At 62.0% G+C, this 23,701-nt stretch carries 23 protein-coding genes; 18 read left to right on the top strand and 5 right to left on the bottom strand.

The genetic code is table 11. The annotated features are described in order from the left end of the window. The first annotated feature begins 176 nt into the window (after positions 1 to 176). From ABSE61_RS09390 to ABSE61_RS09415, 6 genes are all read left to right on the top strand, one after another. Positions 177 to 443, top strand: coding sequence for a helix-turn-helix domain-containing protein (locus ABSE61_RS09390; RefSeq protein ID WP_423870889.1), 267 nt, complete (start codon positions 177 to 179; stop codon positions 441 to 443). A gap of 56 nt (positions 444 to 499) precedes the next feature. After that, positions 500 to 2,251, top strand: coding sequence for a SulP family inorganic anion transporter (locus ABSE61_RS09395; RefSeq protein ID WP_423870798.1), 1,752 nt, complete (start codon positions 500 to 502; stop codon positions 2,249 to 2,251). A gap of 100 nt (positions 2,252 to 2,351) precedes the next feature. Next, positions 2,352 to 2,987 (top strand): YoaK family protein, encoded by a 636-nt coding sequence (locus ABSE61_RS09400; protein ID WP_423870890.1) that lies wholly within the window; start codon positions 2,352 to 2,354, stop codon positions 2,985 to 2,987. 51 nt (positions 2,988 to 3,038) lie between these two features. After that, positions 3,039 to 3,872, top strand: coding sequence for a shikimate dehydrogenase (locus tag ABSE61_RS09405; protein ID WP_423870799.1), 834 nt, complete (start codon positions 3,039 to 3,041; stop codon positions 3,870 to 3,872). A gap of 268 nt (positions 3,873 to 4,140) precedes the next feature. Further along, positions 4,141 to 4,767 (top strand): hypothetical protein, encoded by a 627-nt coding sequence (locus ABSE61_RS09410; RefSeq protein ID WP_423870800.1) that lies wholly within the window; start codon positions 4,141 to 4,143, stop codon positions 4,765 to 4,767. A gap of 128 nt (positions 4,768 to 4,895) precedes the next feature. After that, positions 4,896 to 5,528: a hypothetical protein gene (locus ABSE61_RS09415; RefSeq protein WP_423870801.1), complete on the top strand. Its 633-nt coding sequence runs from the start codon at positions 4,896 to 4,898 to the stop codon at positions 5,526 to 5,528. A 182-nt stretch (positions 5,529 to 5,710) separates the two neighbouring features. On the opposite strand, the gene ABSE61_RS09420 is transcribed toward ABSE61_RS09415, so the two are convergent. Together ABSE61_RS09420 and ABSE61_RS09425 are read right to left on the bottom strand one after the other, a co-directional pair. After that, positions 5,711 to 6,067: an endonuclease domain-containing protein gene (locus ABSE61_RS09420; protein ID WP_423870802.1), complete on the bottom strand. Its 357-nt coding sequence runs from the start codon at positions 6,065 to 6,067 to the stop codon at positions 5,711 to 5,713. A 119-nt stretch (positions 6,068 to 6,186) separates the two neighbouring features. Continuing rightward, positions 6,187 to 7,323 (bottom strand): alpha-hydroxy acid oxidase, encoded by a 1,137-nt coding sequence (locus tag ABSE61_RS09425; RefSeq protein ID WP_423870803.1) that lies wholly within the window; start codon positions 7,321 to 7,323, stop codon positions 6,187 to 6,189. A gap of 111 nt (positions 7,324 to 7,434) precedes the next feature. Here ABSE61_RS09425 and ABSE61_RS09430 point away from each other — a divergent pair, with 111 nt between their 5' ends. From ABSE61_RS09430 to serA, 9 genes are all read left to right on the top strand, one after another. Continuing rightward, the gene (locus ABSE61_RS09430; RefSeq protein WP_423870804.1) at positions 7,435 to 7,614 is read left to right on the top strand and encodes a hypothetical protein; all 180 of its coding nucleotides are present in this window, start codon (positions 7,435 to 7,437) and stop codon (positions 7,612 to 7,614) included. Positions 7,615 to 7,818: 204 nt separating this feature from the next. Further along, positions 7,819 to 9,162 carry a phosphoglucosamine mutase gene (gene glmM / locus ABSE61_RS09435; protein WP_423870805.1) on the top strand — a complete coding sequence of 448 codons (1,344 nt, stop codon included), beginning with the start codon at positions 7,819 to 7,821 and terminating at the stop codon, positions 9,160 to 9,162. A 101-nt stretch (positions 9,163 to 9,263) separates the two neighbouring features. Continuing rightward, entirely contained in the window at positions 9,264 to 10,514 is a 1,251-nt protein-coding gene (locus ABSE61_RS09440) for an MFS transporter (RefSeq protein ID WP_423870806.1), read from the top strand. Between the two features lie 247 nt (positions 10,515 to 10,761). Continuing rightward, positions 10,762 to 11,610 (top strand): outer membrane protein, encoded by an 849-nt coding sequence (locus ABSE61_RS09445; protein WP_423870807.1) that lies wholly within the window; start codon positions 10,762 to 10,764, stop codon positions 11,608 to 11,610. Positions 11,611 to 11,807: 197 nt separating this feature from the next. Further along, the gene (locus tag ABSE61_RS09450) at positions 11,808 to 12,647 is read left to right on the top strand and encodes an outer membrane protein (RefSeq protein ID WP_423870808.1); all 840 of its coding nucleotides are present in this window, start codon (positions 11,808 to 11,810) and stop codon (positions 12,645 to 12,647) included. A gap of 84 nt (positions 12,648 to 12,731) precedes the next feature. After that, a complete protein-coding gene (locus tag ABSE61_RS09455) occupies positions 12,732 to 13,322 on the top strand; it encodes a glutathione S-transferase family protein (protein WP_423870809.1) in 591 nt (196 codons plus the stop codon). 201 nt (positions 13,323 to 13,523) lie between these two features. Beyond that, a complete protein-coding gene (locus ABSE61_RS09460; RefSeq protein ID WP_423870810.1) occupies positions 13,524 to 13,721 on the top strand; it encodes a hypothetical protein in 198 nt (65 codons plus the stop codon). A 79-nt stretch (positions 13,722 to 13,800) separates the two neighbouring features. Then, the gene (locus tag ABSE61_RS09465; protein ID WP_423870811.1) at positions 13,801 to 14,973 is read left to right on the top strand and encodes a phosphoserine transaminase; all 1,173 of its coding nucleotides are present in this window, start codon (positions 13,801 to 13,803) and stop codon (positions 14,971 to 14,973) included. Positions 14,974 to 15,162: 189 nt separating this feature from the next. After that, complete coding sequence (gene serA, locus ABSE61_RS09470; protein WP_423870812.1) at positions 15,163 to 16,752, top strand: phosphoglycerate dehydrogenase; 1,590 nt, start codon at positions 15,163 to 15,165, stop codon at positions 16,750 to 16,752. Here the strand turns inward: serA and ABSE61_RS09475 are convergent. The 3 genes from ABSE61_RS09475 to ABSE61_RS09485 form a co-directional block, all read right to left on the bottom strand. Further along, the gene (locus tag ABSE61_RS09475) at positions 16,749 to 17,675 is read right to left on the bottom strand and encodes a DMT family transporter (protein ID WP_423870813.1); all 927 of its coding nucleotides are present in this window, start codon (positions 17,673 to 17,675) and stop codon (positions 16,749 to 16,751) included. The genes serA and ABSE61_RS09475 overlap by 4 nt on opposite strands. Next, positions 17,672 to 18,607, bottom strand: coding sequence for a DMT family transporter (locus ABSE61_RS09480; protein WP_423870814.1), 936 nt, complete (start codon positions 18,605 to 18,607; stop codon positions 17,672 to 17,674). The genes ABSE61_RS09475 and ABSE61_RS09480 overlap by 4 nt, the downstream gene beginning before the upstream one ends. Before the next feature lie 344 nt (positions 18,608 to 18,951). Continuing rightward, on the bottom strand, positions 18,952 to 19,860 hold the full coding sequence (locus ABSE61_RS09485) for a Bug family tripartite tricarboxylate transporter substrate binding protein (protein WP_423870815.1): 909 nt from the start codon (positions 19,858 to 19,860) through the stop codon (positions 18,952 to 18,954). Positions 19,861 to 20,285: 425 nt separating this feature from the next. On the opposite strand from ABSE61_RS09485, the gene ABSE61_RS09490 reads away from it, so the two are divergent. Genes ABSE61_RS09490 through ABSE61_RS09500 form a run of 3 tightly spaced genes read left to right on the top strand, consistent with a single transcriptional unit; the run spans position 20,286 to position 23,692 of the window. Further along, a complete protein-coding gene (locus ABSE61_RS09490; protein ID WP_423870816.1) occupies positions 20,286 to 21,578 on the top strand; it encodes an adenylosuccinate synthase in 1,293 nt (430 codons plus the stop codon). 46 nt (positions 21,579 to 21,624) lie between these two features. Next, positions 21,625 to 23,238 carry a hypothetical protein gene (locus ABSE61_RS09495; protein ID WP_423870817.1) on the top strand — a complete coding sequence of 538 codons (1,614 nt, stop codon included), beginning with the start codon at positions 21,625 to 21,627 and terminating at the stop codon, positions 23,236 to 23,238. A 13-nt stretch (positions 23,239 to 23,251) separates the two neighbouring features. Then, the gene (locus tag ABSE61_RS09500; protein ID WP_423870818.1) at positions 23,252 to 23,692 is read left to right on the top strand and encodes a DUF5413 family protein; all 441 of its coding nucleotides are present in this window, start codon (positions 23,252 to 23,254) and stop codon (positions 23,690 to 23,692) included. Positions 23,693 to 23,701: the final 9 nt, after the last annotated feature.

A 23,701-nucleotide genomic window follows, 5' to 3' on the forward strand; every position in this document is an offset into this window, starting at 1 on the left:
ACCGATGTTAGAAGGCAGCAGGCGCGACATGCCTGCTGCCGGATGCCACGCGGCTCGGCCCCGGCCTTCCCGCTGGGAGGGCGGCGTTCGAGTGAAAGGCCTTGCAAGATGATGTTTTTTACATCATTGTAAGCGTATTAGATATCATTTATCATTTTAAAATATGGAATGACCCGGTGATCACGTCCTTCCAGATGAGAGCGGCGCGGGCTTTGCTGGGTATCGACCAGCGGGCGCTCGCGGAACTCGCCGGCGTTTCGCTGCCGACCATCCAGCGGATGGAAGCGAGCGTCGGCAATGTCCGCGGCGTCGTCGAATCCCTGACCAGGGTCGTCGATGCGCTCAATCGTGCCGGTGTCGAACTGATCGGTGAACATGCACGCAGCGAGGATGGTGGACGCGGTGTGCGATTGAAGGAGCCGGGTCCGCCACGTCGAATGTGACGAGTGACCTGGCATCGCGATGGCGATTTCGCAACCGAACAGGAGCAGTGAGGGGAATGAGCACTGCACATGAGCGGGTGCGCCAAACGCATCAACCGACCTTCGCCGAACTTTATGTACCGAAACTGGTCACGGTCCTGCGCGAAGGGTACGGCCTTGCGGACCTTCGCGCCGACGTGACCTCCGGCCTGACGGTGGCGATCGTCGCCCTTCCGCTGTCGATGGCGATCGCGATCGCATCGGGCGTGACCCCCGATCGCGGGCTCTATACCGCCGTGGTTGGCGGCTTCATCGTTTCGCTCTTGGGCGGCAGCCGGTTCCAGATCGGCGGACCCGCCGGAGCGTTCATCGTGCTGGTGTCGTTGACCGCCGAACGCCACGGCGTCGACGGCGTAATCCTCGCCACCTCCATGGCCGGGGTATTTCTGATCGCGGCGGGTTTATTGCGGCTCGGCACCTACATCAAATTCATTCCCTATCCGGTGACGGTGGGTTTCACCGCCGGGATCGCCGTCATCATCTTCACAAGCCAGCTCAAGGATCTGTTTGGCATCACACTTGCGGGAAAGGAGCCGGGTGAATTCATCCCGAGGCTGGAAGCGCTGGCGGGTGCACTTCCGACCGCCAACCATTCGGCGATTGCGATCGCCACCGTCAGCATTGCCATCATCGTCGCCTTGCGCGCGCTTCGGCCCCACTGGCCCGGCATTCTGATTGCGGTGGTGGTTGCCGCGCTCGCGACCTGGGCGCTGTCGCTGCCGGTGGAAACCATCGGCACCCGCTTCGGCGGCATTCCCCGGCAATTGCCTTCGCCGGCATGGCCTTCGTTCTCGTTGGCGAAGATGCAGGCGGTTTTCCCGGATGCCATTGCCTTCGCTCTGCTCGGCGCCATCGAGTCCCTGCTGTCGGCGGTGGTGGCCGACGGTATGACCGGCCGCAGGCATCGTTCGAATTGCGAACTGGTGGCGCAGGGGTTTGCCAATATCGGCTCGGCGCTGTTCGGCGGTATGTGCGTCACCGGCACCATCGCGCGGACGGCGACCAATGTCCGCGCCGGCGCGCGCGGCCCGGTCTCGGGCATGCTGCATTCGGTGTTCCTCTTGCTGTTCATGCTGATCGCGGCACCCTTGGCGAGCTACATCCCGCTCGCCGCACTGGCGGCAGTTTTGGTGGTCGTGGCCTGGAACATGGCGGAGAAGCACGAATTCGCACTTTTGATCCGCTCTTCCTGGGGCGATGCCACGGTGCTGCTCGCCACCTTCCTGCTGACGGTCTTCCGCGATCTTACCGAAGGAATCGTGGTCGGCTTCGCACTCGGCGCAGTGCTCTTCATCAACCGCATGGCCGAGATGACGGGTGTTGAGGCCGACGCGCCTCTTGTGCAGGCCGATCGTGCGGATTTCGCCAATGGTGACCGCGTGCCTTACGATTCCCATCTCGCGGTCGATCCGGACGTGCTGGTGTATCGCATTACCGGAGCGTTCTTCTTCGGCGCGGCGTCAACCGTCGGCACGGTGCTCGATAGCATCGCCGACACCCGCAAGGCGTTCGTGGTCGATTTCGCGGCGGTGCCGTTTCTGGATTCCACCGCGGCCAACGCAATGAGCAGGGTCGCGGCCAAGGCCAGCCGCCAGGGCATCCGCCTCTTTATCACCGGCGCGTCGCCCACGGTGCGCCGCGTACTGCTGACCCATGGGGTGAGTCCGCCGCGCGCAAAATACCGCGAAACCATCGCACGCGCCGTAGCAGACATCAAAGGCGCGCGCGAGACCCCAGCCGACGAGCCGGATGGGCTCACCGAGAGCTGACGCGTCACATCCGCGCCGTACGCGTTTCGGCGGCGGTCACGCCTTTCAAACCGGCCCGTTTTCGTGAAAACTGCGACCCGTCATGGCGACGGGTCTCATGATTCTCAAGTCACGCCGCAATCTCGCGCTCGCTTGTGCGCTGAGTGCGATGGCCGGATATGTCGACGGCATCGGCTTCCTGCATCTCGGCGGGTTGTTCGTCTCCTTCATGAGCGGCAACTCGACACGGCTGGGCGTCAGCCTGGCGCAGGGGCATTGGTGGAACGCGGCGGAAGCGATCGGCTTGATTTTGTTGTTCGTGACCGGCGCGGCCTGCGGCAGCCTGATCGTGCTCGGCCGGGGCGCCAATCGCCAGCCATGGGTGCTGCTGGTGGAGGCGTTGCTATTGGCGCTGGCCGCGCTTTGTTATGCGTCTGGCCTGTCGAATGCCGCGGTCGCCGCGATAGTATTGGCGATGGGACTGGAGAATGCAGTGTTCCAGATCGATGGCGGCGCTGGCCTTGGCCTCACCTACATCACCGGTGCGCTGGTGAAGGTCGGTCAGCTTGTGGCGGCGGCGCTGACCGGCGGCGCGCGCTGGGGTTGGCTGCCAAATCTGTTGCTGTGGGCGGCGCTGGTGGCGGGCGCTGTGTGCGGTGCGTTGGCCTATCACTGGATCAATCTCGCCGCGATCTGGTTCGCGGCCGGCGCGGCGCTGGCTCTGAGTGGGATCGTTGCGGCGACGGTCCACCTCTAGCATTGACAGCCCGGACGGCTTGCCCGATGTGAATAAACGATGATGGCATCCATGACCAAACCTCGCGCTGCGTGTCTGATCGGATGGCCGGCGGCGCATTCGCGTTCGCCGCTGATTCATCATCACTGGTTGCGGACGCTGGGCATCGAAGGCGGCTACACGATCGAGGCGATACCGCCGGAAGGCTTTGCGGAATTCGTCCAGCATCTGTCGGGCCACGGTTTTGTCGGCGCCAACGTCACCCTTCCGCACAAGGAACGCGCGCTGGCGCTGAGCGTGCCGGATGCGCGGGCGCGCGCCGTCGGCGCCGCCAATACGCTGTGGTATGACGGCGACGAGCTGCGCTCGACCAACACCGACATCGAAGGTTTTGTCGACAATCTCGATGTATCCGCAAAAGGCTGGGATGCGACCGGCGACGCGCTCGTGCTCGGCGCAGGTGGCTCGTCGCGCGCGGTCATGTTCGGCCTGATTGAACGCGGTATCCAGCGCGTGCATCTGGCGAACCGCACCATGGAACGTGCGCGCGCCTTGGCCGATCAATTCGGAAACTCCGTGCAGGCGATCGCGTGGGACACGATCAACGAGGTGCTGCCGCGGGCGGGCCTTCTGGTCAACACCACGTCGCTCGGCATGCGCGGCCAGCCGCCGCTTGAACTCGATGTTGGGCTACTTCCCTCCAACGCGATCGTGGCCGACCTGGTTTATGTCCCGCTCGAAACAGCGCTCTTGAAATCCGCGCGGGAACGCGGATTAAAGACGGCCGACGGGCTCGGCATGCTCCTGCATCAGGCGGTGCGCGGCTTTGAATTGTGGTTCGGCCAGAGGCCGCAGGTGACGCCGGAGCTGCGGGCTTTGGCCGAGGCCGATCTCCGGGGGGCGTGAGCGGCCCGAAACGGGCGGCCAAGCTTCTGATCGCGCGGTTGTGACCGTTTGTATTATGGAACCGAGGGCATCCATCGCTAAGGTGGCCTGGCGCTAGTGTCCCGGTTGCGAAGTTCATATCTTTCGCGGAGCCACGTTTCGAACTTCGGAATCGAAAGGACACTAGCTAGCTTATTGATCTAGTGCGGCCTTGAATTTGAAGTTCTTATGACGAACCCGCGGCGAAATCGATAGGAACTTCAAATTCGCCGCACGAGGAGGTGCTGATATGTCCATGGTTCGTTCGACGTTTGCCCGTCCGCTGATCGCCGCGGCGATGGTGGCTGCTTCTGTCCTTGGCGCGATCGCACAACAGCCGCCGACCCCAACGCGGGTGCGCGGCACCATCGAAAGCGTCGACGGCGATCTGATCGTGGTCAAATCGCGCAGCGGTGAGGACGTCAAGCTGCGCCTGACTTCCGATGCGAAGGTCGTCGGAATCATCAAGATTTCGCTCGCCGACATCAAGCTCGGCTCGTTCATCGGCACGACCACGGTGCCCGGCACGGACGGCCGGCAGAACGCGGTCGAGGTTCATGTCTTCCCCGAGGACATGCGCGGCACCGGCGAGGGATCGCGTCCCTATGATCTGAAGCCGAACTCGACCATGACCAATGCGACGGTGGCAGAGCAAGTCGCCGGCAATGACGGCCAGACCTTGATGGTCAAATACAAGGACGGCGAGAAGAAAGTCACGGTCGGCCCCGACACCCCCGTCGTGACCTATGTTCCCGGCGAAAAAGCCGACCTCAAGGCTGGCGCCAAGATCATCGCCTTCATCAAGCAGCTGCCGGACGGGTCGTATGAGACCAACCGCATCAGCGTCGGTCGCGACGGGTTGACCCCGCCGATGTAACGTTTCGCCCGCGCCACGCGTAATTGGTGATGGGGAACATAGTCCCCCGCTTGAGCCGGAATAACCTCGCGCCTGCGGGGTATCGTCTTGAGACTCGCAGTTCGACCTAAACCGTTGAGGGATAAACCATGCCGAAAATTTCTTCGTGGCTGCCGCGTTCGCTCGCAGCTTCGCTGGCCGTCGTGTCCGTGCTCGCATCCAGCGCCTGGGCGCAGCAGTCGCCGACGCCCACCCGCATCCGCGGCACCATCGAAAGCGTCGATGGCAAGACCATGAGCATCAAGACCCGCGAGGGTACCGATGTAAAGGTGAATATGACCGACGATATCACGGTCATCGGCGTCGCCAAGGCGTCGCTCTCGGACATCAAGGAAAGCAGCTACATCGGCGTGTCCGGCATGCCGCAACCCGATGGCAGCCAGAAAGCGCTGGCGATCCATATTTTCCCGGAAGCCATGCGCGGCGCGGCCGAAGGATTCAGGGCGTGGGATCTGCGTCCGAACTCCACGATGACCAACGCCACCGTCGCCCAGACTGTCGCCGGCGTCGATGGCCAGGTCATCGACGTTAAGTACAAGGACGGCGAGAAGAAGGTCGTGGTGACACCAGACACGGCGATTGTTGCTTTCGTCACAGGCGCAAAGCCCGAGATCAAACCGGGCGCCAAGATCATCATCTTCGGTGCGGTGAAGAAGGACGACGGCTCGCTCGAGACCAACCGCATCGGCGTCGGCCGCGACGGCATCGCGCCGCCGATGTGACCGCGAAGCGGTCATCCCGGCGTGCATGAAGTGCGAACCGGGATCCGGCGCCGCCGAGGTGCTGGGAGAAATGGATTCCGGGTTCAGCCCTGCGGGCTGCCCCGGAATGACGGCCGGTTTTTTCACCTCTCCCATTGGGAGAGGTCGACGCGCGTTAGCGCGGCGGGTGAGGGGTTACGCTCTCACTGATCCCCAAGGTGTTGCAGATCATTTCCAACACGCCCTCGAGATTGTTGTAGATATCGAGATTGTTGACCCTCAACTACGTGGAAGCCGAACGACTCCAGAACGCGGGTACGCTGGGAGTCATGCTCAAGCTCGGCATCCGTACTATGTGTCGCGCCATCGACTTCAATAATCAGTTTGGAGTCAAGGGCGACGAAATCGACGATGTATCGATCGACCGGATGCTGGCGGCGAAATTTATAACGGGCGAGCCGGCGTCCTCTCAGCGCCTGCCATAGCCGCGCTTCAGCATTGCTTTGCGCAGCACGCGACTGCCTCGCTCTAGCTTTGAACGGCCCTAAACCCTTGCTCAAGACCGAACCCCCTCACCCGGATCGCACTGGACGATTCTATCGCATCGCCAGGAGCGATCCGACCTCTCCCCATGGGAGAGGTGGACCTGTCGGGCCGCTGTGTTCTCGTGTTCTTAAGACTAAACCGCCAGCACGTGGTCGTCGATTTCGGCGATAGTGTTGACGCCACACAGCCCCATGGTGGTCAGCATCTCGTTGCGGATGATGTCGATCGCCTTGGTGACGCCGGCTTCGCCATAGGCGCCGAGGCCGTGCACGTAAGCGCGGCCGATCATGCAGGACTTGGCGCCATGCGCGAGCGCCCGCACCACGTCCTGGCCGGAGCGGATGCCGCCGTCGAACATCACTTCCATTTTGTCGCCGATTGAATCGACGATTTCCGGCAGTGCGGCGATCGACGACGGCGCGCCGTCGAGCTGACGGCCGCCATGGTTGGACACGACAAGCGCCTGCGCGCCGGTCTTGACCGCTTCATTGGCATCCTCGACGTCGAGAATGCCTTTCAGCACCAGCTTGCCGGGCCAGATCGAGCGGATCCACTCGACGTCCTTCCAGTTCAGCGTGGTGTCGAACTGCGTCGCGATCCATTGGCCGAGGGCAACAACATCGTCGGCGCCTTTCAGGTGACCGGCGAGATTGCCGAAGGTGCGACGCTTGCCGCGCAGCACGCCGGCGACCCAGGCGGGTTTGGTGGCGAAATCGAACACTTTCGACAGCGACCATTCCGGCGGCACGGTCATGCCGTTCTTGATATCGGCATGCCGCTGTCCGATCACCTGCAGATCGACGGTGAGCACCAGCGCGCTGCACTTGGCGGCGATGGCGCGCTCGATCAGCGACTTGATGAAGCCACGGTCCTTCATGACGTAGAGCTGAAACCAAAATGGTTTGTCGACATTGGCGGCAACGTCTTCGATCGAGCAGATCGACATCGTGCTCAGTGTATAGGGAATGCCGGCGGCTTGCGCGGCGCGGCAGGCATGAATTTCGCCGTCGCTGTATTGCATGCCGGTCAGACCGACCGGCGCCAGGATCAGCGGCAGTGCCGCCGGTTCGCCCAGAATGGTGGTCGAGGTATCGCGCTTCGACACGTCGACGAGGATGCGCTGGCGCAATTTGATCGCCTGCAAATCTTCCCGGTTGGCGCGCAATGTTTCCTCGGCATAGGAGCCGCGGTCGCAGTAGTCGAAAAATGCCTTCGGCACCTTCCGCATATGGCGCTGCCGTAGATCCTCGATGCAGGTAATGTGTTTCATGGACGTTTCCGCACTTGTAATTGGCTCGTTGACCGTCATCTAGCATGGCAGGCGCCAGTGCAACATCAGCGAGTGCAACGTCACTTGACGACCAAGCAGGAGGACATCCCCATGAGCCGCCCGCCCGCAAAGTCCTCCCACGGCAAAAAGCCTGCAAATCAGCCGCGCGAGGAGGGGCTCGAAGAAGCGCTGGAGGAGGGGTTGGAAGAGACGTTTCCAGGCTCCGATCCCGTCAGCGTCACCCAGCCGGCCCCGTCAAAAGAGGACGGGTACGTCAAGCGCAAGGGCTGAAAAGCCTCCGCCAGCCGATGGGTCGTGAAATAATTTACATGTTATCAATGGCTTAAGTTACGTTCCGGGAAGCCTGTCCGGAAATGATTCATCATATTTTTTGAAGTCATTTTAGCGGCGAAGGCATTATAACCGCCGCAACGTTAGCATGGGCAGACGCCCGGCATCTCGGCAATGGCCTTGGAGATGCGGGCAGGGGGTACTATGAGCCGCAAATATTTCGGAACGGACGGGATTCGGGGCCTCGCCAATGGCCTGATCACGCCTGAACTGGCACTGAAAGTAGGGCAGGCGGCCGGGCTGGTGTTTCAGCGCGGCGATCACCGCCATCGCGTCGTCATCGGCAAGGATACCCGCCTGTCCGGCTACATGATCGAAACGGCCATGGTGGCGGGCTTCACCTCGGTGGGCATGGACGTGCTGCTGCTCGGCCCGATGCCGACGCCGGCGGTCGCGATGCTGACCAAGTCGATGCGCGCCGATCTCGGCGTGATGATATCGGCCTCCCACAATCTGTTCGAGGACAACGGCATCAAGCTGTTCGGCCCGCAAGGCTTCAAGCTGTCCGACGACGTCGAAAAGCAGATCGAGCAGTTGCTCGATGAATCGCTCGACCGCCGGCTGGCGCAAAGCGCAAGCCTCGGGCGCGCCCGCCGGATCGACGGCGTGCATGACCGTTACATCGAATTCGCCAAGCGCACGCTGCCGCGCGAACTCAGCCTCGAGGGCCTGCGTGTCGTGGTCGATTGCGCCAACGGCGCCGCCTACAAGGTCGTGCCGGAAGCGCTGTGGGAGCTCGGCGCCGACGTCATTTCCATCGGGGTCGATCCCGACGGCTTCAACATCAACAAGGAGTGCGGCTCGACGGCGCCCGAAGCCTTGAGCCGCAAGGTGCGCGAGTTGCGTGCCGACATCGGCATTGCACTCGATGGCGACGCCGATCGCGTGATCCTAGTCGACGAGCGCGGGCATCTGGTCGATGGCGATCAGCTGTTGGCCGTGATTGCGCAAAGCTGGAAAGACGACGGCCGCCTGGCGAAGCCCGGCATCGTCGCCACCGTGATGTCGAATCTCGGCCTCGAACGCTTCCTCAAGGATATCGGCGTTGAGCTCATTCGTACCCCCGTCGGCGACCGCTACGTGCTCGAGCGAATGCTCGCCGGCGGCTACAATCTCGGCGGCGAACCCTCCGGCCACATTATCCTGTCGGACTATGCCACCACCGGCGACGGCTTCGTCGCCGCACTTCAGGTGCTCGCGGTCGTGCAGAAACTTCGTCGCCCGGTATCCGAAGTCTGCCGCCGCTTCGATCCGCTGCCGCAGATCCTCAAGAACGTGCGCTACCGTTCCGGCAAGCCGCTCGACAATGCCGACGTCAAATCGGCGATTGTTGCCGGCGAGAAACGACTCAACGGCCACGGCCGTCTGCTGGTGCGCTCGTCCGGAACCGAGCCCGTGATCCGCGTGATGGGCGAGGGCGACGATCGGCTGCTGGTCGAGGAAGTCGTCGACCATATCGTTTCAGCGCTCGGCCAGGCCGCGGCCTGATGCGGCGCGGCACACGCATCGCAGCCATTTTCTAATGACGGTGGTCGCAAGGACACCCTCGGCGTAGGAGATGCGCATTGCATGCCGCCGGGAATGATTCCGTGAACAAGCCTGTTATCGTCTCCGATGAAACCTTGACCGAGCCGGTCGTTGTCGAGCCCGCGTCGCTGAAGGCAGCCGTGGCCGGGCCGGCCTATATCGTGCTCATCGGCATCAGCTTCTCGCACTTCCTCAACGACACGATGCAGTCGCTGATCGCATCGGTGTATCCGATCCTGAAGGACAATTATGCGCTAGATTTTGCGCAAATCGGATTGATCACGCTGGCGTTCCAGTTCACGGCGTCCTTGTTGCAGCCGCTGGTCGGACATTTCACCGACAAGAAAGCGCAGCCGTTCTCGCTGGCGATCGGCATGTCCTCGACTTTCTTCGGTCTGCTGCTGCTCAGTATCGCCCATCAATATTCAGTCATTCTGATCGCAGCTGCGCTGATCGGTCTTGGCTCTGCGGTGTTTCATCCGGAGTCAGCGCGTATCGCGCGGCTGGCCTCCGGTGGCCGCTACGGCTTTGCGCAATCGGTGTTCCAGCTCGGCGGCAGTTTCGGCACCTCGATGGGACCGGTGCTTGCGGCGCTGATCGTCGTTCCGTTCGGCCAGCCGTCAATCGCCTGGTTCTCTTCGATCGCATTTCTTGCGATCGTCGTGCTGTGGCGGATCGGCCAATGGTACAAGCCGCAGATCAAAGCCAAAAAAATGAATGCGATGGTCGCCCATCCGGACGCGCCGTCTCCGCGCCGGGTTCAGATCGCGCTCGCGGTGCTGGTGATGCTGTTGTTCTCCAAGCAGCTCTACGTCTCGAGCCTTTCGAGCTACTACATCTTCTATTTGATCGAGCGCTTCGGCGTCTCGACCCAGGCGGCGCAGCTTTATCTTTTCGTCTTCCTTGCCGCGAACGCGGCCGGTGCGTTCTTCGGCGGCCCATTAGGGGATCGCTTCGGCCGCAAGATCGTCATCTGGTTCTCGATTGTCGGTGCGCTGCCATTCACGCTGGCGTTGCCTTATGTCGGGCTTGGAATGAGCGCGGTGCTGACCGTGTTCATCGGCCTCATCATCTCCTCGACGACGTCGTCGATCATCGTGTTCGCGCAGGAATTGGTGCCGCATCGCTTCGGCATGATCTCCGGCGTGTTCTTCGGCGTTGCGTTCGGCATCGGCGGCCTGGGTGCTGCGGTTCTCGGCAAACTCGCCGACCACACCGGAATCGCTTTCGTGTATCAGATCTGTTCGTTTCTGCCGGCGATCGGATTGCTCGCGGTGTTCCTGCCGAAGATGCCGCAACACGCAGTGAGATAGCGAATATCAAGCGACCGTCTATTCGCTGCTTGCTCTTCGCCACTCGCCATTTCTCATTCACACCTCGTTAGCACTTGTGACGGCGCTCGCTTTTTTGCCCGAGTGAAATTTACAGCGATAGCTTCGTTCGCGAAATATCAACCTTAAAAATTAGGGTTAAGCGGCGCTTAAACATTTGGTGCCATCGTCCCGGACGTGAGTTTTAGATGTGAGGCCGTTTGCCTCACCGGCCAAAGGGACGAGACCGATGCGTAGCGTGAAGTTTTTTATTGTCGCCGGAGCGGCATCCTTGTTGTCATCGATGGCTTGCGCCGCGGACATGGCGATTGCGCCCCCGCCGATGGGTTACGCTCCACCGCCGGCCGATTTCGGCGGTTGGTATCTGCGCGGCGACATTGGATTCAGCAACCAGCGCGTCGACAACGTTCGCAACACCAATCCTGCGCTCTACGCCAACCTGACGTCTTTCCAGGAAAAAACTGGATTTGACACCGGCGGCATCTACCAGATCGGCGCCGGTTATCAGTTCAATCACTGGTTCCGCGTCGACGTGACCGGCGAGTATCGCGGCAATACCAACTTCCACGGTCTCGACCTGATCAGCTTCCCGAACGGCGGAGCCACGGGCTTCGGCTCGGATGTTTACAACGCTCAGAAGTCCGAATGGCTGTTCCTCGCCAACGCCTATGCCGATCTCGGCACCTGGTATTGCATCACGCCCTATATCGGCGCCGGCATCGGTACCGCGCGGGTGACGATTGCGAACTTCACCGATCAGGGCGTGGGTTCGCTCGGCGGTGGTGGTGTCGGCCCGAGCCTGGTGTCGGCTGCAACCGGTTCGCAGTGGAACTTCGCCTGGGCCCTGCATGCGGGTCTGGCCTACAAGGTCAATCCGAACATGACGGTCGAACTCGGCTACAGCTATGTCGATCTCGGCAATGGCACGACCGGGGTGGACAGCGCCTTCGATCACTCGGCAGGCGGACATGTCTTCCAGTTCCACAACATCACCTCGCAGGACGTGAAGCTCGGCGTGCGCTGGAATCTCGAAAGCCCGCCGGCCTACATGCCGCCACCGCTTGTCACCAAGGGCTGATCGAACAAGTCCTAAGTCAACTCTTGTTAACGGCGCGGGATGTCCCCGCGCCGTTTTGTTTTGCGCAACGCGATCTTCCGAAAAGCGGATGCCGGTTTTCGGACAAGATCTTGCCAATGAAGCGCGCCTGAAAACGATTGATTAAGGTTAACGAGCGATGATCACGCCAGGTTCGAAAGTGTGGATGGGAGTGGTCGATGCGTAGAGTCCTGTTGGCGGTAGCGATGTTCGCGATCTCGGCGAGTGCGCACGCCGCCGATATGCCCGACTTCCTGCGTGGCTCGGTAGGTGAACCGACCGTGCCCAGCAACTGGCAGGGCTTTTTTGTCGGCGGCCAGTACGGCTACGGATCTTCCGACGAGCACTTCAGTGGCTCGAACACCAGCATGCTGAACACCCTGATTGCCAATAACGTCATTCAGCAAATGGGGGTTGGGCAGTGGAATCTTCAACTCGGAGGCGTCTCTGCGCGCTCGTCGGGATATGGAGCCTTCACAGGATATAACTGGCAATGGGACGACGTTGTCGCCGGCCTCGAAATGTCCTATCTGCACGGCTCGTTCGGCGGGGCAACGACGGCCACCGCGGGGCCTCTCATCGGCGGACCGTTGTCTGATACTTTCTATCACAACGTTTCGGTCACTTCCACGGATTCGATCGCGATTTCAGATATGGCGACATTCCGCGCGCGCGCGGCCTATGCCTATGGAGTCTTCCTGCCATACGTGTTCGCTGGACTTGCGCTTGGCAACGCCGATATATCGCAGTCGGTCACGGTCCACGACCAATACGGACCGACCTTTGCAAACGCAGCGTCATCATGTTCTGGTCCGACGCCGCCGACGGTCTGCTATTCGATACACGCCGATAACACGCTCCATAACCACCTGATCTACGGTTACACGGCTGGCCTTGGCGTCGATATCAAGCTGGTCGGTGGTCTGTTCATGCGCGCCGAGTGGGAATATGTCCGCTTCGTCGACCTGATCGAGGTCAACATGAACACGGTGCGCGCCGGTCTCGGCTACAAGTTCTGATCGGCCGCCGGAGCCGATCGACCATGATTGACATCATGGATCGCGCCTGCTGCTCTGTCGCTCTCTCGGCGAAGGCGGCGGATCATGAAGATTTACGGCGACACTAATTCGGGCAATTGCCTCAAGGTGAAATGGGTCTGCGACCGCCTGGGTCTGCCCTACACCTGGATGCCGGTCGACATCATCAAGCAAGAAAGTCGAACGCCGCAATTCCTCAAACTCAACAGCGCCGGCCAGGTGCCCGTCGCCGACTTCGAGGATGGCCGTACGCTGGCCCAGTCCAACGCCATCATTCGCTACCTCGCCCGCGCCAGCGATCTCATTCCGTCCGATGCTTTTGCTGCTGCCAAGATGGACGAATGGCTGTTCTGGGAACAGTTCAGCCACGAACCTTATATTGCCAACTGCCGTTTCCAGATCGTCTATCTCGGCCGGCCGGCTTCCGATCTCGATCCCGAGAAGGTCAAACGCGGCTATGCGGCTTTGGCGCGAATGGAGCATGAACTTGCGGCGCGCCGGTTTTTCGTCGGTGACGCGCTGACGCTCGCCGATATCGCGCTGTTGGCCTATACGCGGGTCGCGCACGAAGGCGGCTTTCGCCTGGACGGCTATGCCTCGGTGCGGCGCTGGATCGGCGAGGCCGAAAAATCCTTGAGGCTCCCTGCCTCGCGCTGATGCGGGCGCCGGATTCGCGCTTTGGTTTTGCCGCAGTTTCGACCGCTCGATGAAGCGGCGCTTGCGAACATTGCGAAAATGAGTGCCGCCCTTCGTTCTCATTAACGCACGATAAACTAATCAGACCATCGGAAATTCTTCGGCGGAACGATCCGTGACACCTTGGCGTCTGTCCGGCGCGGACAACTTTGGTGATGCCACATGAAGAGCTATTCGATCGTCCGGATCGGCGATGACTATGTCGTGCGCGCCGATGACAAGAATATCCTGAAAGTCGGAAGCCGCCGCCGCGCGGTGCAACTCGTGACGGACGCCGCCGAACTGCTGAATGCACAGCCACAGCCGGAATCCGATGCCGGTCCCTCGGAGGTGGAGGTGGAGCGAAACGAAGTTTCTTGACGATTCAGGATGATTCCCTTATTCACGACGGCGGGACACCTCCCCCCAACGGGAGGCTCGCTATCTGGAAGGGTAGATCATGACTGCAGCGAAGCCCGCTTCGCGGCCTCACGTGCCGCACTTTTCTTCCGGCCCTTGCGCCAAGCGCCCCGGCTGGACCCCGCAAAATCTCAAGGACGCAGCCCTTGGCCGTTCGCATCGCGCGAAAATCGGCAAGGAAAAGCTCAAACGCGCCATCGATCTGACGCGCGAAGTGCTTGAAGTGCCCGCCGATTACCGGATCGGTATCGTTCCGGCCTCCGACACCGGCGCGGTCGAAATGGCGCTGTGGTCGCTGCTCGGTGCGCGGCCCGTCACGGCGATCTCCTGGGAATCGTTCGGCGAAACCTGGACCGGCGACATCCTCAATCAACTGAAGCTCAAGGACGTGACCAAGCTCGCCGCGACCTACGGCGAGATTCCCGATCTCTCCAAGGTCGATCCGGCGTCCGATATCGTCTTCACCTGGAACGGCACGACATCCGGCGTGCGCGTTCCGAACGCCGACTGGATCAGCGCGAAGCGCGAAGGCCTTGCGATCTGCGACGCCACGTCGGCAGCGTTTGCGCAGCCTTTGGATTGGCCGAAGCTCGATGTCGTGACCTTCTCGTGGCAGAAGGCGCTGGGCGGCGAGGCCGGCCACGGCATGCTGGTGCTTTCGCCGCGCGCGGTCGAACGGCTCGAGACCTACAAGCCGGCCTGGCCGTTGCCGAAGATCTTCCGCATGACCAAGGGCGGCAAGCTCAACGAAGGCATCTTTGTCGGCGAGACCATCAACACGCCATCGATGCTCTGCGTCGAGGATTATCTCGACGCGTTGAACTGGGCCAAGTCGGTCGGCGGTCTCAAGGCGCTAATGGCGCGTGCGGACAAGAACCTCAAGGTGCTCGCCGATTGGCAGGCCAAAACGCCCTGGATCGATTTTCTCGCAGGGACGCCGGCGATCCGCTCCAATACCTCGGTGTGCATGAAGGTGACCGATCCCGCGATCGCCTCGCTGACCTCGGACGCGCAGATCGACTTCATCAAGAAGATGGTCGGCCTGGTCGAGAAGGAAGGCGCCGGTTACGACTTCGCGGGCCACCGCGATGCGCCGGCGGGTTTGCGCATCTGGTGCGGTGCCACGGTCGAGGCGAGCGACGTTGCGCTGTTGACCCAGTGGATCGACTGGGCGTTTGCCGAAACCAAGGCGCAACTTTCGAAGGCTGCTTGATTTGTATTCTTACCCTCTCCCCTTGTGGGAGAGGGTACTGAAGCGGCGTAGCCGCGAAGCGGGTGAGGGGTCCTGACGAACCTTTTCCCTCACCCGGCTCAATCTCGCTTTGCTCGATTTCGCCAACCTCTCCCACAAGGGGAGAGGGTTTCAGTGGCACACCCCGAATTCTGCTTTCAGGATCGAACCATGACAAAACCCAAAGTGCTCATTTCCGACGCGCTGTCGCCGGCCGCGGTACAGATCTTCAAGGACCGCGGCATCGAGGTCGATTTCCAGCCGAACCTTGGCAAGGACAAGGAAAAGCTCGCCGCGATCATCGGCGACTATGATGGCCTTGCGATCCGTTCGGCGACCAAGGCAACCGCGAAGATCATCGAGAAGGCATTGAAGCTGAAGGTGATCGGACGCGCCGGCATCGGCGTCGACAATGTCGAAATACCGGCCGCGACCGCCAAGGGCATCATTGTGATGAATACGCCGTTCGGCAATTCAATCACGACCGCCGAGCACGCAATCACGTTGATGCTGGCGCTCGCCCGTGAAATTCCCCAGGCTGATGCGTCGACACAGGCCGGCAAGTGGGAAAAGAACCGCTTCATGGGCGTCGAAATCACCGGCAAGACGTTAGGTGTGATCGGCTGCGGCAACATTGGCTCGATTGTTGCCGATCGTGCGCAGGGGTTGCGCATGAAGGTGGTCGCGTTCGATCCGTTCCTGTCGCCCGAACGGGCCAAGGACATCGGCGTGGAGAAGGTCGAACTGGACGAATTGCTCAAGCGCGCCGATTTCATCACGCTGCATACGCCGCTCACCGAAAAGACCCGCAACATCATCGATGCGGCAGCGCTTGCGAAAACCAAGAAAGGCGTGCGGATCGTCAATTGCGCGCGCGGCGGACTGGTCGACGAGCAGGCGCTGGTCGATGCGCTGAATTCCAAACAGGTGGCGGGGGCTGCTTTCGATGTGTTCGTCGAGGAGCCGGCGACCTCGAACGTCCTGTTCGGTCATCCCAACGCGATCTGCACCCCGCATCTCGGCGCTGCCACCACCGAAGCGCAGGAAAATGTCGCGCTCCAGGTCGCCGAGCAGATGTCCGACTATCTGCTGCACGGCGCGATCTCAAACGCGGTCAACTTTCCATCGATCACGGCGGAAGAAGCGCCCAAGCTGAGGCCGTTCATCGAACTCGCCGAGAAGCTCGGTTCGTTCGCCGGCCAGTTGACCGAGACCGGCATCGCCAAGGTGCAGATCACCTATGAGGGGCACGTCGCCGAGATGAAGATCAAGGCGCTGACCTCGGCGGTGCTCTCGGGTCTGCTGCGGCCGATGCTCGGCGACGTCAACGTCGTCTCGGCGCCGGCGGTTGCCAAGGAACGCGGCATGGTGGTCGACGAAGTCGTGCGCGCGGCGCAGAGCGACTACGAAAGCCTGATTACGGTCACCGTGACCACCGAGCGGCAGGAGCGCTCGGTATCGGGTACGGTCTATGCCGACGGCAAGCCGCGGCTGGTCGACATCAAGGGCATCCGGGTCGATGCCGAATTCGGCAAGTCGATGATCTACGTCACCAATGAGGACAAGCCGGGCTTCATCGGCCATTTTGCCAGCCTCCTTGGCGACGCCAGGATCAACATCGCGACCTTCCATCTCGGCCGCACTAAGCAGGGCGGGGACGCGATTGCGCTCGTCGAAATTGACGGCGTGGTTCCGGAAGAGGTGCTGTCGAAGGTGAAGGCGCTGCCGCAGGTGAAACAGGCGAAGGCGCTGGCGTTCTAGGCTGCCGATACCTTTCGCGAGGCGATCACGACGCCGGCGAGCACCATGATGTAGCCGGCGAGATGAAACAGCCGCGGTTCTTCGCCGAGCAGAAGGATCGCCATCACCGAGCCGAACACCGGCACCAGATGGAAAAACGGCGCGGCGCGGTTCGGACCGATCGCTGCAATGCCCCGGTTGAAAAACAGATAGGCAAGCGTCGAGGGAAAGATCACGACGTAAACCAGCGTCATCATCGTGGTCGCGTCGAATTGTAGGCGGATGCCATTGGCATATTCCCAGATCGAGGGCGGCAGCAACAACAGCGCGCCGGCAGCCATGGTGAAGCAGATCAGCGACAATTGGTGCGTCACCGGCCGGCGCAGCATCAGCGCGGAATAGAGACCGAATGCGACCAGCGCCCCCGTCATCATGAGGTCGCCGAGATTGAAGCGGATGGCGGCGAGCGCGCAAGGGTCGCCGCGCAAAATAATCGTGAGGACGCCGACCAGCGAAAGTGCGATGCCCGCAAGCTGCGCCCATGTCAGCTTGATGCCGAACAGGACGAGCGCCCACAGCGCGATAAACAAAGGCCCGGACGACTGGATGAGCAGCGCGTTGAGCGCCTGGGTGAATTGCAGTCCCCAATAGGACAGCGCGTTATTGAGGGCAAAACCCGTTGTCGCCAGCGCAAGCATGAGCGGAAGATGCCGGCGCAGCACCGGCCAATCCCTGATCAAATGCGGCCACGCGAACGGCAGCAGCATCACGCAGGACCCGATCCATCGGATACATGACAGCGTCATCGGCGGCACATGGCCGGCGACGTAGCGGCCGAGCACGATATTGCCGGCCCAGAACAGCGCTGCCAGACTCAGGAGCAGATAGGGTTGATGGTTGAGCCAGCGGATGGGATCAAAAGATGGCGGCTCGCTCGCGCTCATCTTGATGCCGCAGACGGTTTTCGTGACGCCACGAAGACGCCGGTCAGCACCAGCGCAAAACCGATGACATGAAAAGCCTGCGGCCGCTCGCCGAGAAAAACGATGGCCATCACCGATCCGAAGACCGGCACGACATGAAAGAAGGGCGCGGTGCGATTGGCGCCGATCAGATGGATGCTGCGATTGTAGCAGAGGTAGGCGATGGTAGAGGGAAAGACCGCGACGTAAAGCACCGACAGGAGATTGGTGACGTCGAGCTGCATGACGGGACGAAAGATCAACTCCGGGATCAGCGCCGGAACAAGGCAGGCAGAGCCGCAGGCGAACGTGAAAGCGAGGAATGACAGGTCATGGATGGCCGGTCGCTTGAACGACATCACCGAATAGAGCCCGAAGATCAGGAGCGCGGCGGTAAAGATGAGATCGCCCCGGTTGAAGTCGATCGCCGTAATAGTGGTGAGGTCGCCGTGCAACAGGATCACCAGCACGCCGGTCAGCGACACCGCGATGCCGATTGCCTGCGCCAAGGTCAGTCGAATGCCGAGCAGGATCAGCGACCAGCCTGCGACGAACAGCGGCCCGGCGGATTGCAGCAGCAGCGTGTTCAGCGCCTGGGTATGCTCCAGCGCCCAGTATTGCAGGGCGTTGAATCCGGCGATGCCGGTGAGCGACAGGAAGACCATCAGGCCGAGCTTGGCGTGGATCGCCGCCCGGTCGTGCTTGAGATGTTTCCAGGCAAAAGGAAGGATGATCAGAAAGCCGAGCGACCAGCGCAGGAAGGCGAGCGTTACCGGCGGAATGTGACCGGCGGCGAGCCGGCCGACGATAGCGTTACCGGCCCAGCAAAAAGCAGCGATCGAAAGCAGCGCATAAGGCTGGTTGGCAAGCCAGTTGCGGGGTGCGGCGTCGGATATCTGGTCGGAAGCGGACATGCGGCGGTTGGTCTCGGACCGAATCGTACGCCGCGCCCGGACCGGTGTCGGTCCGGAAATTCTTGGCCCGGCTCTTTCAAAGACACGGATTTTAGTGGGCCATCAATGCTGCCGGATGCATCGCGACCATGCGCTAGTGTGGCGGTTCAGAAGTTCGCATCATTGTCGTCGCGAGCTCGTTATGCGGACTTCTGAACCAAGGCCACACTAGATCAACAGGTTTGCTAATGTCCTTTCGATTCCGAAGTTCGAAACGTGGCTCCGTAAAATGATGCGAGCTTCGGAATCGGGACACGAGCGCCCACTATCCGAAGTTCGTGCGCTGCTTCGGCGATGCGGCGCGATCACTCCGCGCTGACGTTCGCCGCCTCGATGATCGGCGTCCATTTGACACGGTCGAATGCGATCAGGCGGGCGAAATCCGCTGGTTGCATTTGCTCGATGGGATCGAGGCCTGCTTCGTCGAGTTTCGCCTTGACGCTGGGATCGGCCGCGGTTTTGGCAAAATCGTCGCGAAGCCGTTGCACGATTTCCGGCGGCGTACCGGACGGTGCGCCGAAACCGAACCACGTTACGAGGTCATAGCCCTTCAGCCCGGAGGCGTCGAGCGTCGGCGCGCCGGGCAGATGCGGCGAGCGTGCGAGCGACGTCGCCGCCAATGGCTTGAGCTTTCCCGCTTTGATCTGGTCGATCACGGTCGGCAGGTTGAAGAAGCCCATGGTGATTTCGCCGTTGACGGTTCTGTTGACGCCGTCCACGGAAACCAGATGCGGCACGTGCTTGATGTCGACACCGGCGATCGATGCGTGTGACGTGCCGATGCCGCCGGAAGCAAAGGTGAGTTGTCCTGGCGCCGCTCTCGCCGCGGCGGCGACTTCCAGCGGCGTATTAGCCGGATTGGATGGGTGAACGGTCATCACATTGGAGACCGCCGATATCGGCGTGATCGGAACGATGCGATCTGGATCGTAACGCAGCGTCTTGTACAGGCTGAGATTGAAGACGTGGGTGCCTTGCGTGATCATGGCAAGCGTAGTGCCGTCGGGCGCGGCGTTCTCGACCTCGCCATTGCCAGGCCGCCGCCCGCGCCGGGCTTGAGTTCGACGATGACTTTTTGGCCGATGTTTGTGGACATGGCCTGCGCCACGACGGTGGCGATGAGATCGGCGGTGGTGCCTTTGCCGAAGGGTACGACGATGGTGATTGGCCGGTCCGGATAAGGAGCCGCTTGCAGTGTCGTGCCGATCAGACATGCGAGCAGGCCGCCGAATGCGGCCGGTCTGAATTCCTCGGCATAAGGTCTACAAAACTTGAGGTCTTTGGGCAGAACCTAGCATGCACCGGCGGACCCGACAGCGGCGTCCCGTGCGGCCAAAGGCCAAGGAAGGGCCATGCGATCTGCCTTGGCGCCGCCTCAATAGGCAAAAGCTTTTGAACCATCCTCCGGGCGACGCCCGGGGGCGCATATTTTTGGGGGATATCAATGGGTTGATGGGCCTTCTCGGCGTGAAATAAAGCGCCTTCTTGCTTGCGTCGGTAGCCCGCATCCTTTATCCGATGGTGTGCCTCGCATGCGGCTGGCCCCCGGGCATGCCCTGGACAGTGATCCATGGGCCAAGACCGGTTTTTCGAACGGATCATGCCTGAACTAACAGGGTTGCAGAGGGAATAGCTGCGGATGGGGAATGTCGTCGTCGTCGGCGCCCAATGGGGCGACGAGGGAAAGGGCAAGATTGTCGACTGGTTGTCGGAGCAGGCCGATATCGTCGTGCGTTTTCAGGGCGGCCACAATGCCGGCCATACGCTCGTCATCAACGGCGAGACCTACAAGCTCGCGCTGCTGCCCTCCGGCGTCCTGCGGCCGTCGAAACTGGCGGTGATCGGCAACGGTGTGGTGTTCGACCCGCAGGCGTTTCTCGATGAGGTGACGAAGCTGAAGGGGCAGGGCGTTGCGATCAGCCCGGAGAATCTTCGGGTTGCCGAAAACGTCACCCTGATCCTGCCGCTCCACCGCGAACTCGATGCGCTTCGGGAATCCTCCAACGCAGGGACCGCGATCGGCACCACGCGGCGCGGCATCGGCCCGGCCTATGAGGACAAGGTCGGCCGGCGCGCGATTCGCCTGATGGATCTCGCCGATCTCGACACGCTGCCGCACAAGATCGACCGGTTGCTGGCGCATCACAATGCGCTGCGCCGCGGGCTCAGCCTGGAAGAGATCGACGGCAAACAGATTCTGCGGGATTTGACGGCGCTGGCGCCGCAGCTTTTGCCCTATGCCGAAACCGTATGGCGTCTGCTCGACATCAAGCGGCGCGAAGGCAAGCGCATTTTGTTCGAGGGCGCGCAGGGCGCGCTGCTCGACGTCGATCACGGCACCTATCCCTACGTCACCTCGTCCAACACGGTTGCAGCGCAAGCCGCGACCGGCACCGGCATGGGCCCGGGCGCGGTCGGTTATGTTCTCGGAATCTGCAAGGCCTATACGACCCGGGTCGGCCAGGGCCCGTTTCCGACCGAATTGCATGATGAGACTGGCGAGGAGATCGGCCGCCGCGGCAAGGAATTCGGCGTCAACACCGGACGCAAACGCCGCTGCGGCTGGTTTGACGCCGCGCTGGTCCGTCAGACCGTGCGCACCTGTGGCATCAACGGCCTGGCGCTGACCAAACTCGATATCCTCGATGGCTTCGACACCATCGAGGTCTGCACCGGCTATCTCCTGGACGGCAAGGAAATCGACCATTTGCCGGCCGGTGAGGGTGCCCAGTCCCGGGTCAAGCCGATCTACGAGACGATCGAAGGCTGGAAGGAGCCCACCGCCAACGCCCGCTCCTGGGCGGACCTGCCGGCGCAGGCGATCAAATATGTTCGCCGTGTGGAGGAATTGGTGGGTTGCCCGATTGCGTTGCTTTCCACAAGTCCCGAACGCGAGGATACTATCCTGGTGCAGAATCCGTTCGAGGCTTAACGAGATTAACGAGATATTACCGCAGAGCGTGGATTGTTGAGTTGAGATGGCTGACTACTACCCGCTGATTGCCCGCGCCATCGCCGGACTGGACCCCAGTGCTCCCGGCGAAAGCCGCCGTGCGCTCTATGAGCGGGCGCGAGCGGCGTTGATCGCGCAGCTCCGCAGCGTCGAGCCGCCACTCAGCGAGTCCGAAATCACCCGCGAGCGGCTGTCGCTGGAAGAGGCCGTCCGCAAGGTGGAATCCGAGGCCGCCCAGCGGGCGCGCGAGGCCTCGCGCGGGGCGCCGGATCCGACGCGTACCGCTTCAAGGGCCAGCACGGCGCTGCGCGCCAATGCCCGTCCCGGTGCGCGGCCGGGAGACACCGCGCCGACCGGAGCACCGCCGCCGCAACCACGCCAGCGGCAAGGCGCGCCGCCGCCATTGCCGCGCAACGATCGGCCGCCTTTGGGGCAGGAAACGCGGCAGGAAGACCGGCCGGATCAGTGGCAGGCGCGCAGCGCTCGCCCGGAGCAGCCGCGCCAGCCGCAGATTTCGATGCAGGATCCGCAACTGCCGCCCACGCGTGAGCGGCAGGCGGTGTCACGCCGCGGATCGGACGCAGTCCCTCCCGAACCGCCGGGTGTCCGTGGGTTTCGCGACATCACCGCCGATACCGACGATCTTGGCCGCGCCGCGGCGCAAGCGAGCCGCGCGGCGCGGAAAACCTATGCCAACGTGCCGTCGCCGTCGCCCGAGTTCGACCGGCTCGAACCGGTCATGGAAGATCGCGGTTTCGATTCCGAAGCGCCCTATTCGTACGATGAATCTGCCGCGGAGGCGGAACGCTACGTCCCGCCGCAGCCGTCCTCGCCGCGTCCGCGGATCGCGCCCGGCCGCGGAAGTGAGCCGAAGCGGGGGGCGATATTTCCGTTCAAGAGCGCGATCGCGGTCGGTATCGTTCTGATCCTCGTCGGCGCGGCGATCCTGTGGGGCAAGTCGGTCGTCAGCACGGTCAGCGGTTTGTTCAAATCCTCGCCGACCGTCGTCGAAGCTCCCAAGGATCCCGGTGTCCCCGGCACAAAGCCGAAGATTGCCGATCGCGTCGGACAACCGTCGTCGAGCGATCAACTGGCGCCGGTGGCGCAGAAGGTCGTGCTGTATGACGAGGATCCGTCCGATCCCAAGGGCAAGCAATATGTCGGCTCTGTGATCTGGCGCACCGAACCGATCAAGGCCACAGGCAACCAGAAGGCCGACATCGCGGTCCGCGCCGACATCGAGATTCCCGATCGTAAATTCAAGATGACTATGTCGTTCCGCCGCAATACCGATACATCGCTGCCGGCGAGCCACACGGCGGAATTGACCTTCATTCTGCCGCCGGATTTCTCGGGCGGCGGCGTCAGCAACGTGCCGGGTATCCTGATGAAGTCCAACGAGCAGGCGCGCGGCACGCCGCTCGCGGGCCTTGCCGTCAAGGTCACCGACGGCTTCTTCCTGGTCGGCCTGTCGAATGTCGAGGCCGACCGCTCGCGCAACATGCAGCTGTTGAAAGAGCGCTCCTGGTTCGACGTGCCGCTGGTCTATGTCAATCAGCGTCGCGCCATCATCGCCATCGAGAAGGGCGCTCCAGGCGAGCGCGCCTTCAACGACGCCTTCGCGGCATGGGGCGAGTAGGCGAGGGCGCAGGATGAAGCGGTATGTGATCTTTGCTGCACTCGTGCCGTTGTTCGGCGGCTTCCTGCTTCTCCTGGCGACCACGGTAATGTCCGGCTACTGGAGCCACCCGCCGAGCCTGTCGGAGGCGGGCAAGCTGTTTGCAGTGTTTGCCAGGACATTGCAGTATTCCTACCTGTTCGGCCTGTTGCCTGCGCTGATGCTGGGCGCCGTGGACGACATCGTCTTTCACATCAAGCGAATTGGACCGTACCTGCGCCTGTTGATCGTCGGCGTGATCGGCTTTGCGGCGACCGAATTGCTGTACGGATCGCGTGGGCCGGACAGTGGCCTCCTGCAATTCGTTTTGTACGGTCTGGTCGGTTTTATTGGCGGGGCGGTGTCGTCGGGGCTGGCCCATTACCTCATCGACCTGCCGGCCAAGGCCAAAGGTGAGGCGGCGCTGCCGTCCTGACGGGACCGT

It is taken from the genome of Bradyrhizobium sp. (genome assembly GCF_049519115.1).
Lineage (GTDB): Bacteria > Pseudomonadota > Alphaproteobacteria > Rhizobiales > Xanthobacteraceae > Bradyrhizobium.

Coding starts and splice junctions, on each gene's coding strand:
- ABSE61_RS09460 (WP_423870810.1), top strand. CDS start 13,524: ATGAAGAGCTATTCGATCGTCCGGATCGGCGATGACTATGTCGTGCGC.
- ABSE61_RS09430 (WP_423870804.1), top strand. CDS start 7,435: ATGAGCCGCCCGCCCGCAAAGTCCTCCCACGGCAAAAAGCCTGCAAAT.
- serA (WP_423870812.1), top strand. CDS start 15,163: ATGACAAAACCCAAAGTGCTCATTTCCGACGCGCTGTCGCCGGCCGCG.
- ABSE61_RS09395 (WP_423870798.1), top strand. CDS start 500: ATGAGCACTGCACATGAGCGGGTGCGCCAAACGCATCAACCGACCTTC.
- ABSE61_RS09410 (WP_423870800.1), top strand. CDS start 4,141: ATGTCCATGGTTCGTTCGACGTTTGCCCGTCCGCTGATCGCCGCGGCG.
- ABSE61_RS09500 (WP_423870818.1), top strand. CDS start 23,252: ATGAAGCGGTATGTGATCTTTGCTGCACTCGTGCCGTTGTTCGGCGGC.
- ABSE61_RS09450 (WP_423870808.1), top strand. CDS start 11,808: ATGCGTAGAGTCCTGTTGGCGGTAGCGATGTTCGCGATCTCGGCGAGT.
- ABSE61_RS09405 (WP_423870799.1), top strand. CDS start 3,039: ATGACCAAACCTCGCGCTGCGTGTCTGATCGGATGGCCGGCGGCGCAT.
- ABSE61_RS09415 (WP_423870801.1), top strand. CDS start 4,896: ATGCCGAAAATTTCTTCGTGGCTGCCGCGTTCGCTCGCAGCTTCGCTG.
- ABSE61_RS09455 (WP_423870809.1), top strand. CDS start 12,732: ATGAAGATTTACGGCGACACTAATTCGGGCAATTGCCTCAAGGTGAAA.
- ABSE61_RS09490 (WP_423870816.1), top strand. CDS start 20,286: ATGGGGAATGTCGTCGTCGTCGGCGCCCAATGGGGCGACGAGGGAAAG.
- ABSE61_RS09465 (WP_423870811.1), top strand. CDS start 13,801: ATGACTGCAGCGAAGCCCGCTTCGCGGCCTCACGTGCCGCACTTTTCT.
- ABSE61_RS09495 (WP_423870817.1), top strand. CDS start 21,625: ATGGCTGACTACTACCCGCTGATTGCCCGCGCCATCGCCGGACTGGAC.
- ABSE61_RS09425 (WP_423870803.1), bottom strand. CDS start 7,323: ATGAAACACATTACCTGCATCGAGGATCTACGGCAGCGCCATATGCGG.
- ABSE61_RS09480 (WP_423870814.1), bottom strand. CDS start 18,607: ATGTCCGCTTCCGACCAGATATCCGACGCCGCACCCCGCAACTGGCTT.
- ABSE61_RS09445 (WP_423870807.1), top strand. CDS start 10,762: ATGCGTAGCGTGAAGTTTTTTATTGTCGCCGGAGCGGCATCCTTGTTG.
- ABSE61_RS09485 (WP_423870815.1), bottom strand. CDS start 19,860: ATGTCTGATCGGCACGACACTGCAAGCGGCTCCTTATCCGGACCGGCC.
- ABSE61_RS09475 (WP_423870813.1), bottom strand. CDS start 17,675: ATGAGCGCGAGCGAGCCGCCATCTTTTGATCCCATCCGCTGGCTCAAC.
- glmM (WP_423870805.1), top strand. CDS start 7,819: ATGAGCCGCAAATATTTCGGAACGGACGGGATTCGGGGCCTCGCCAAT.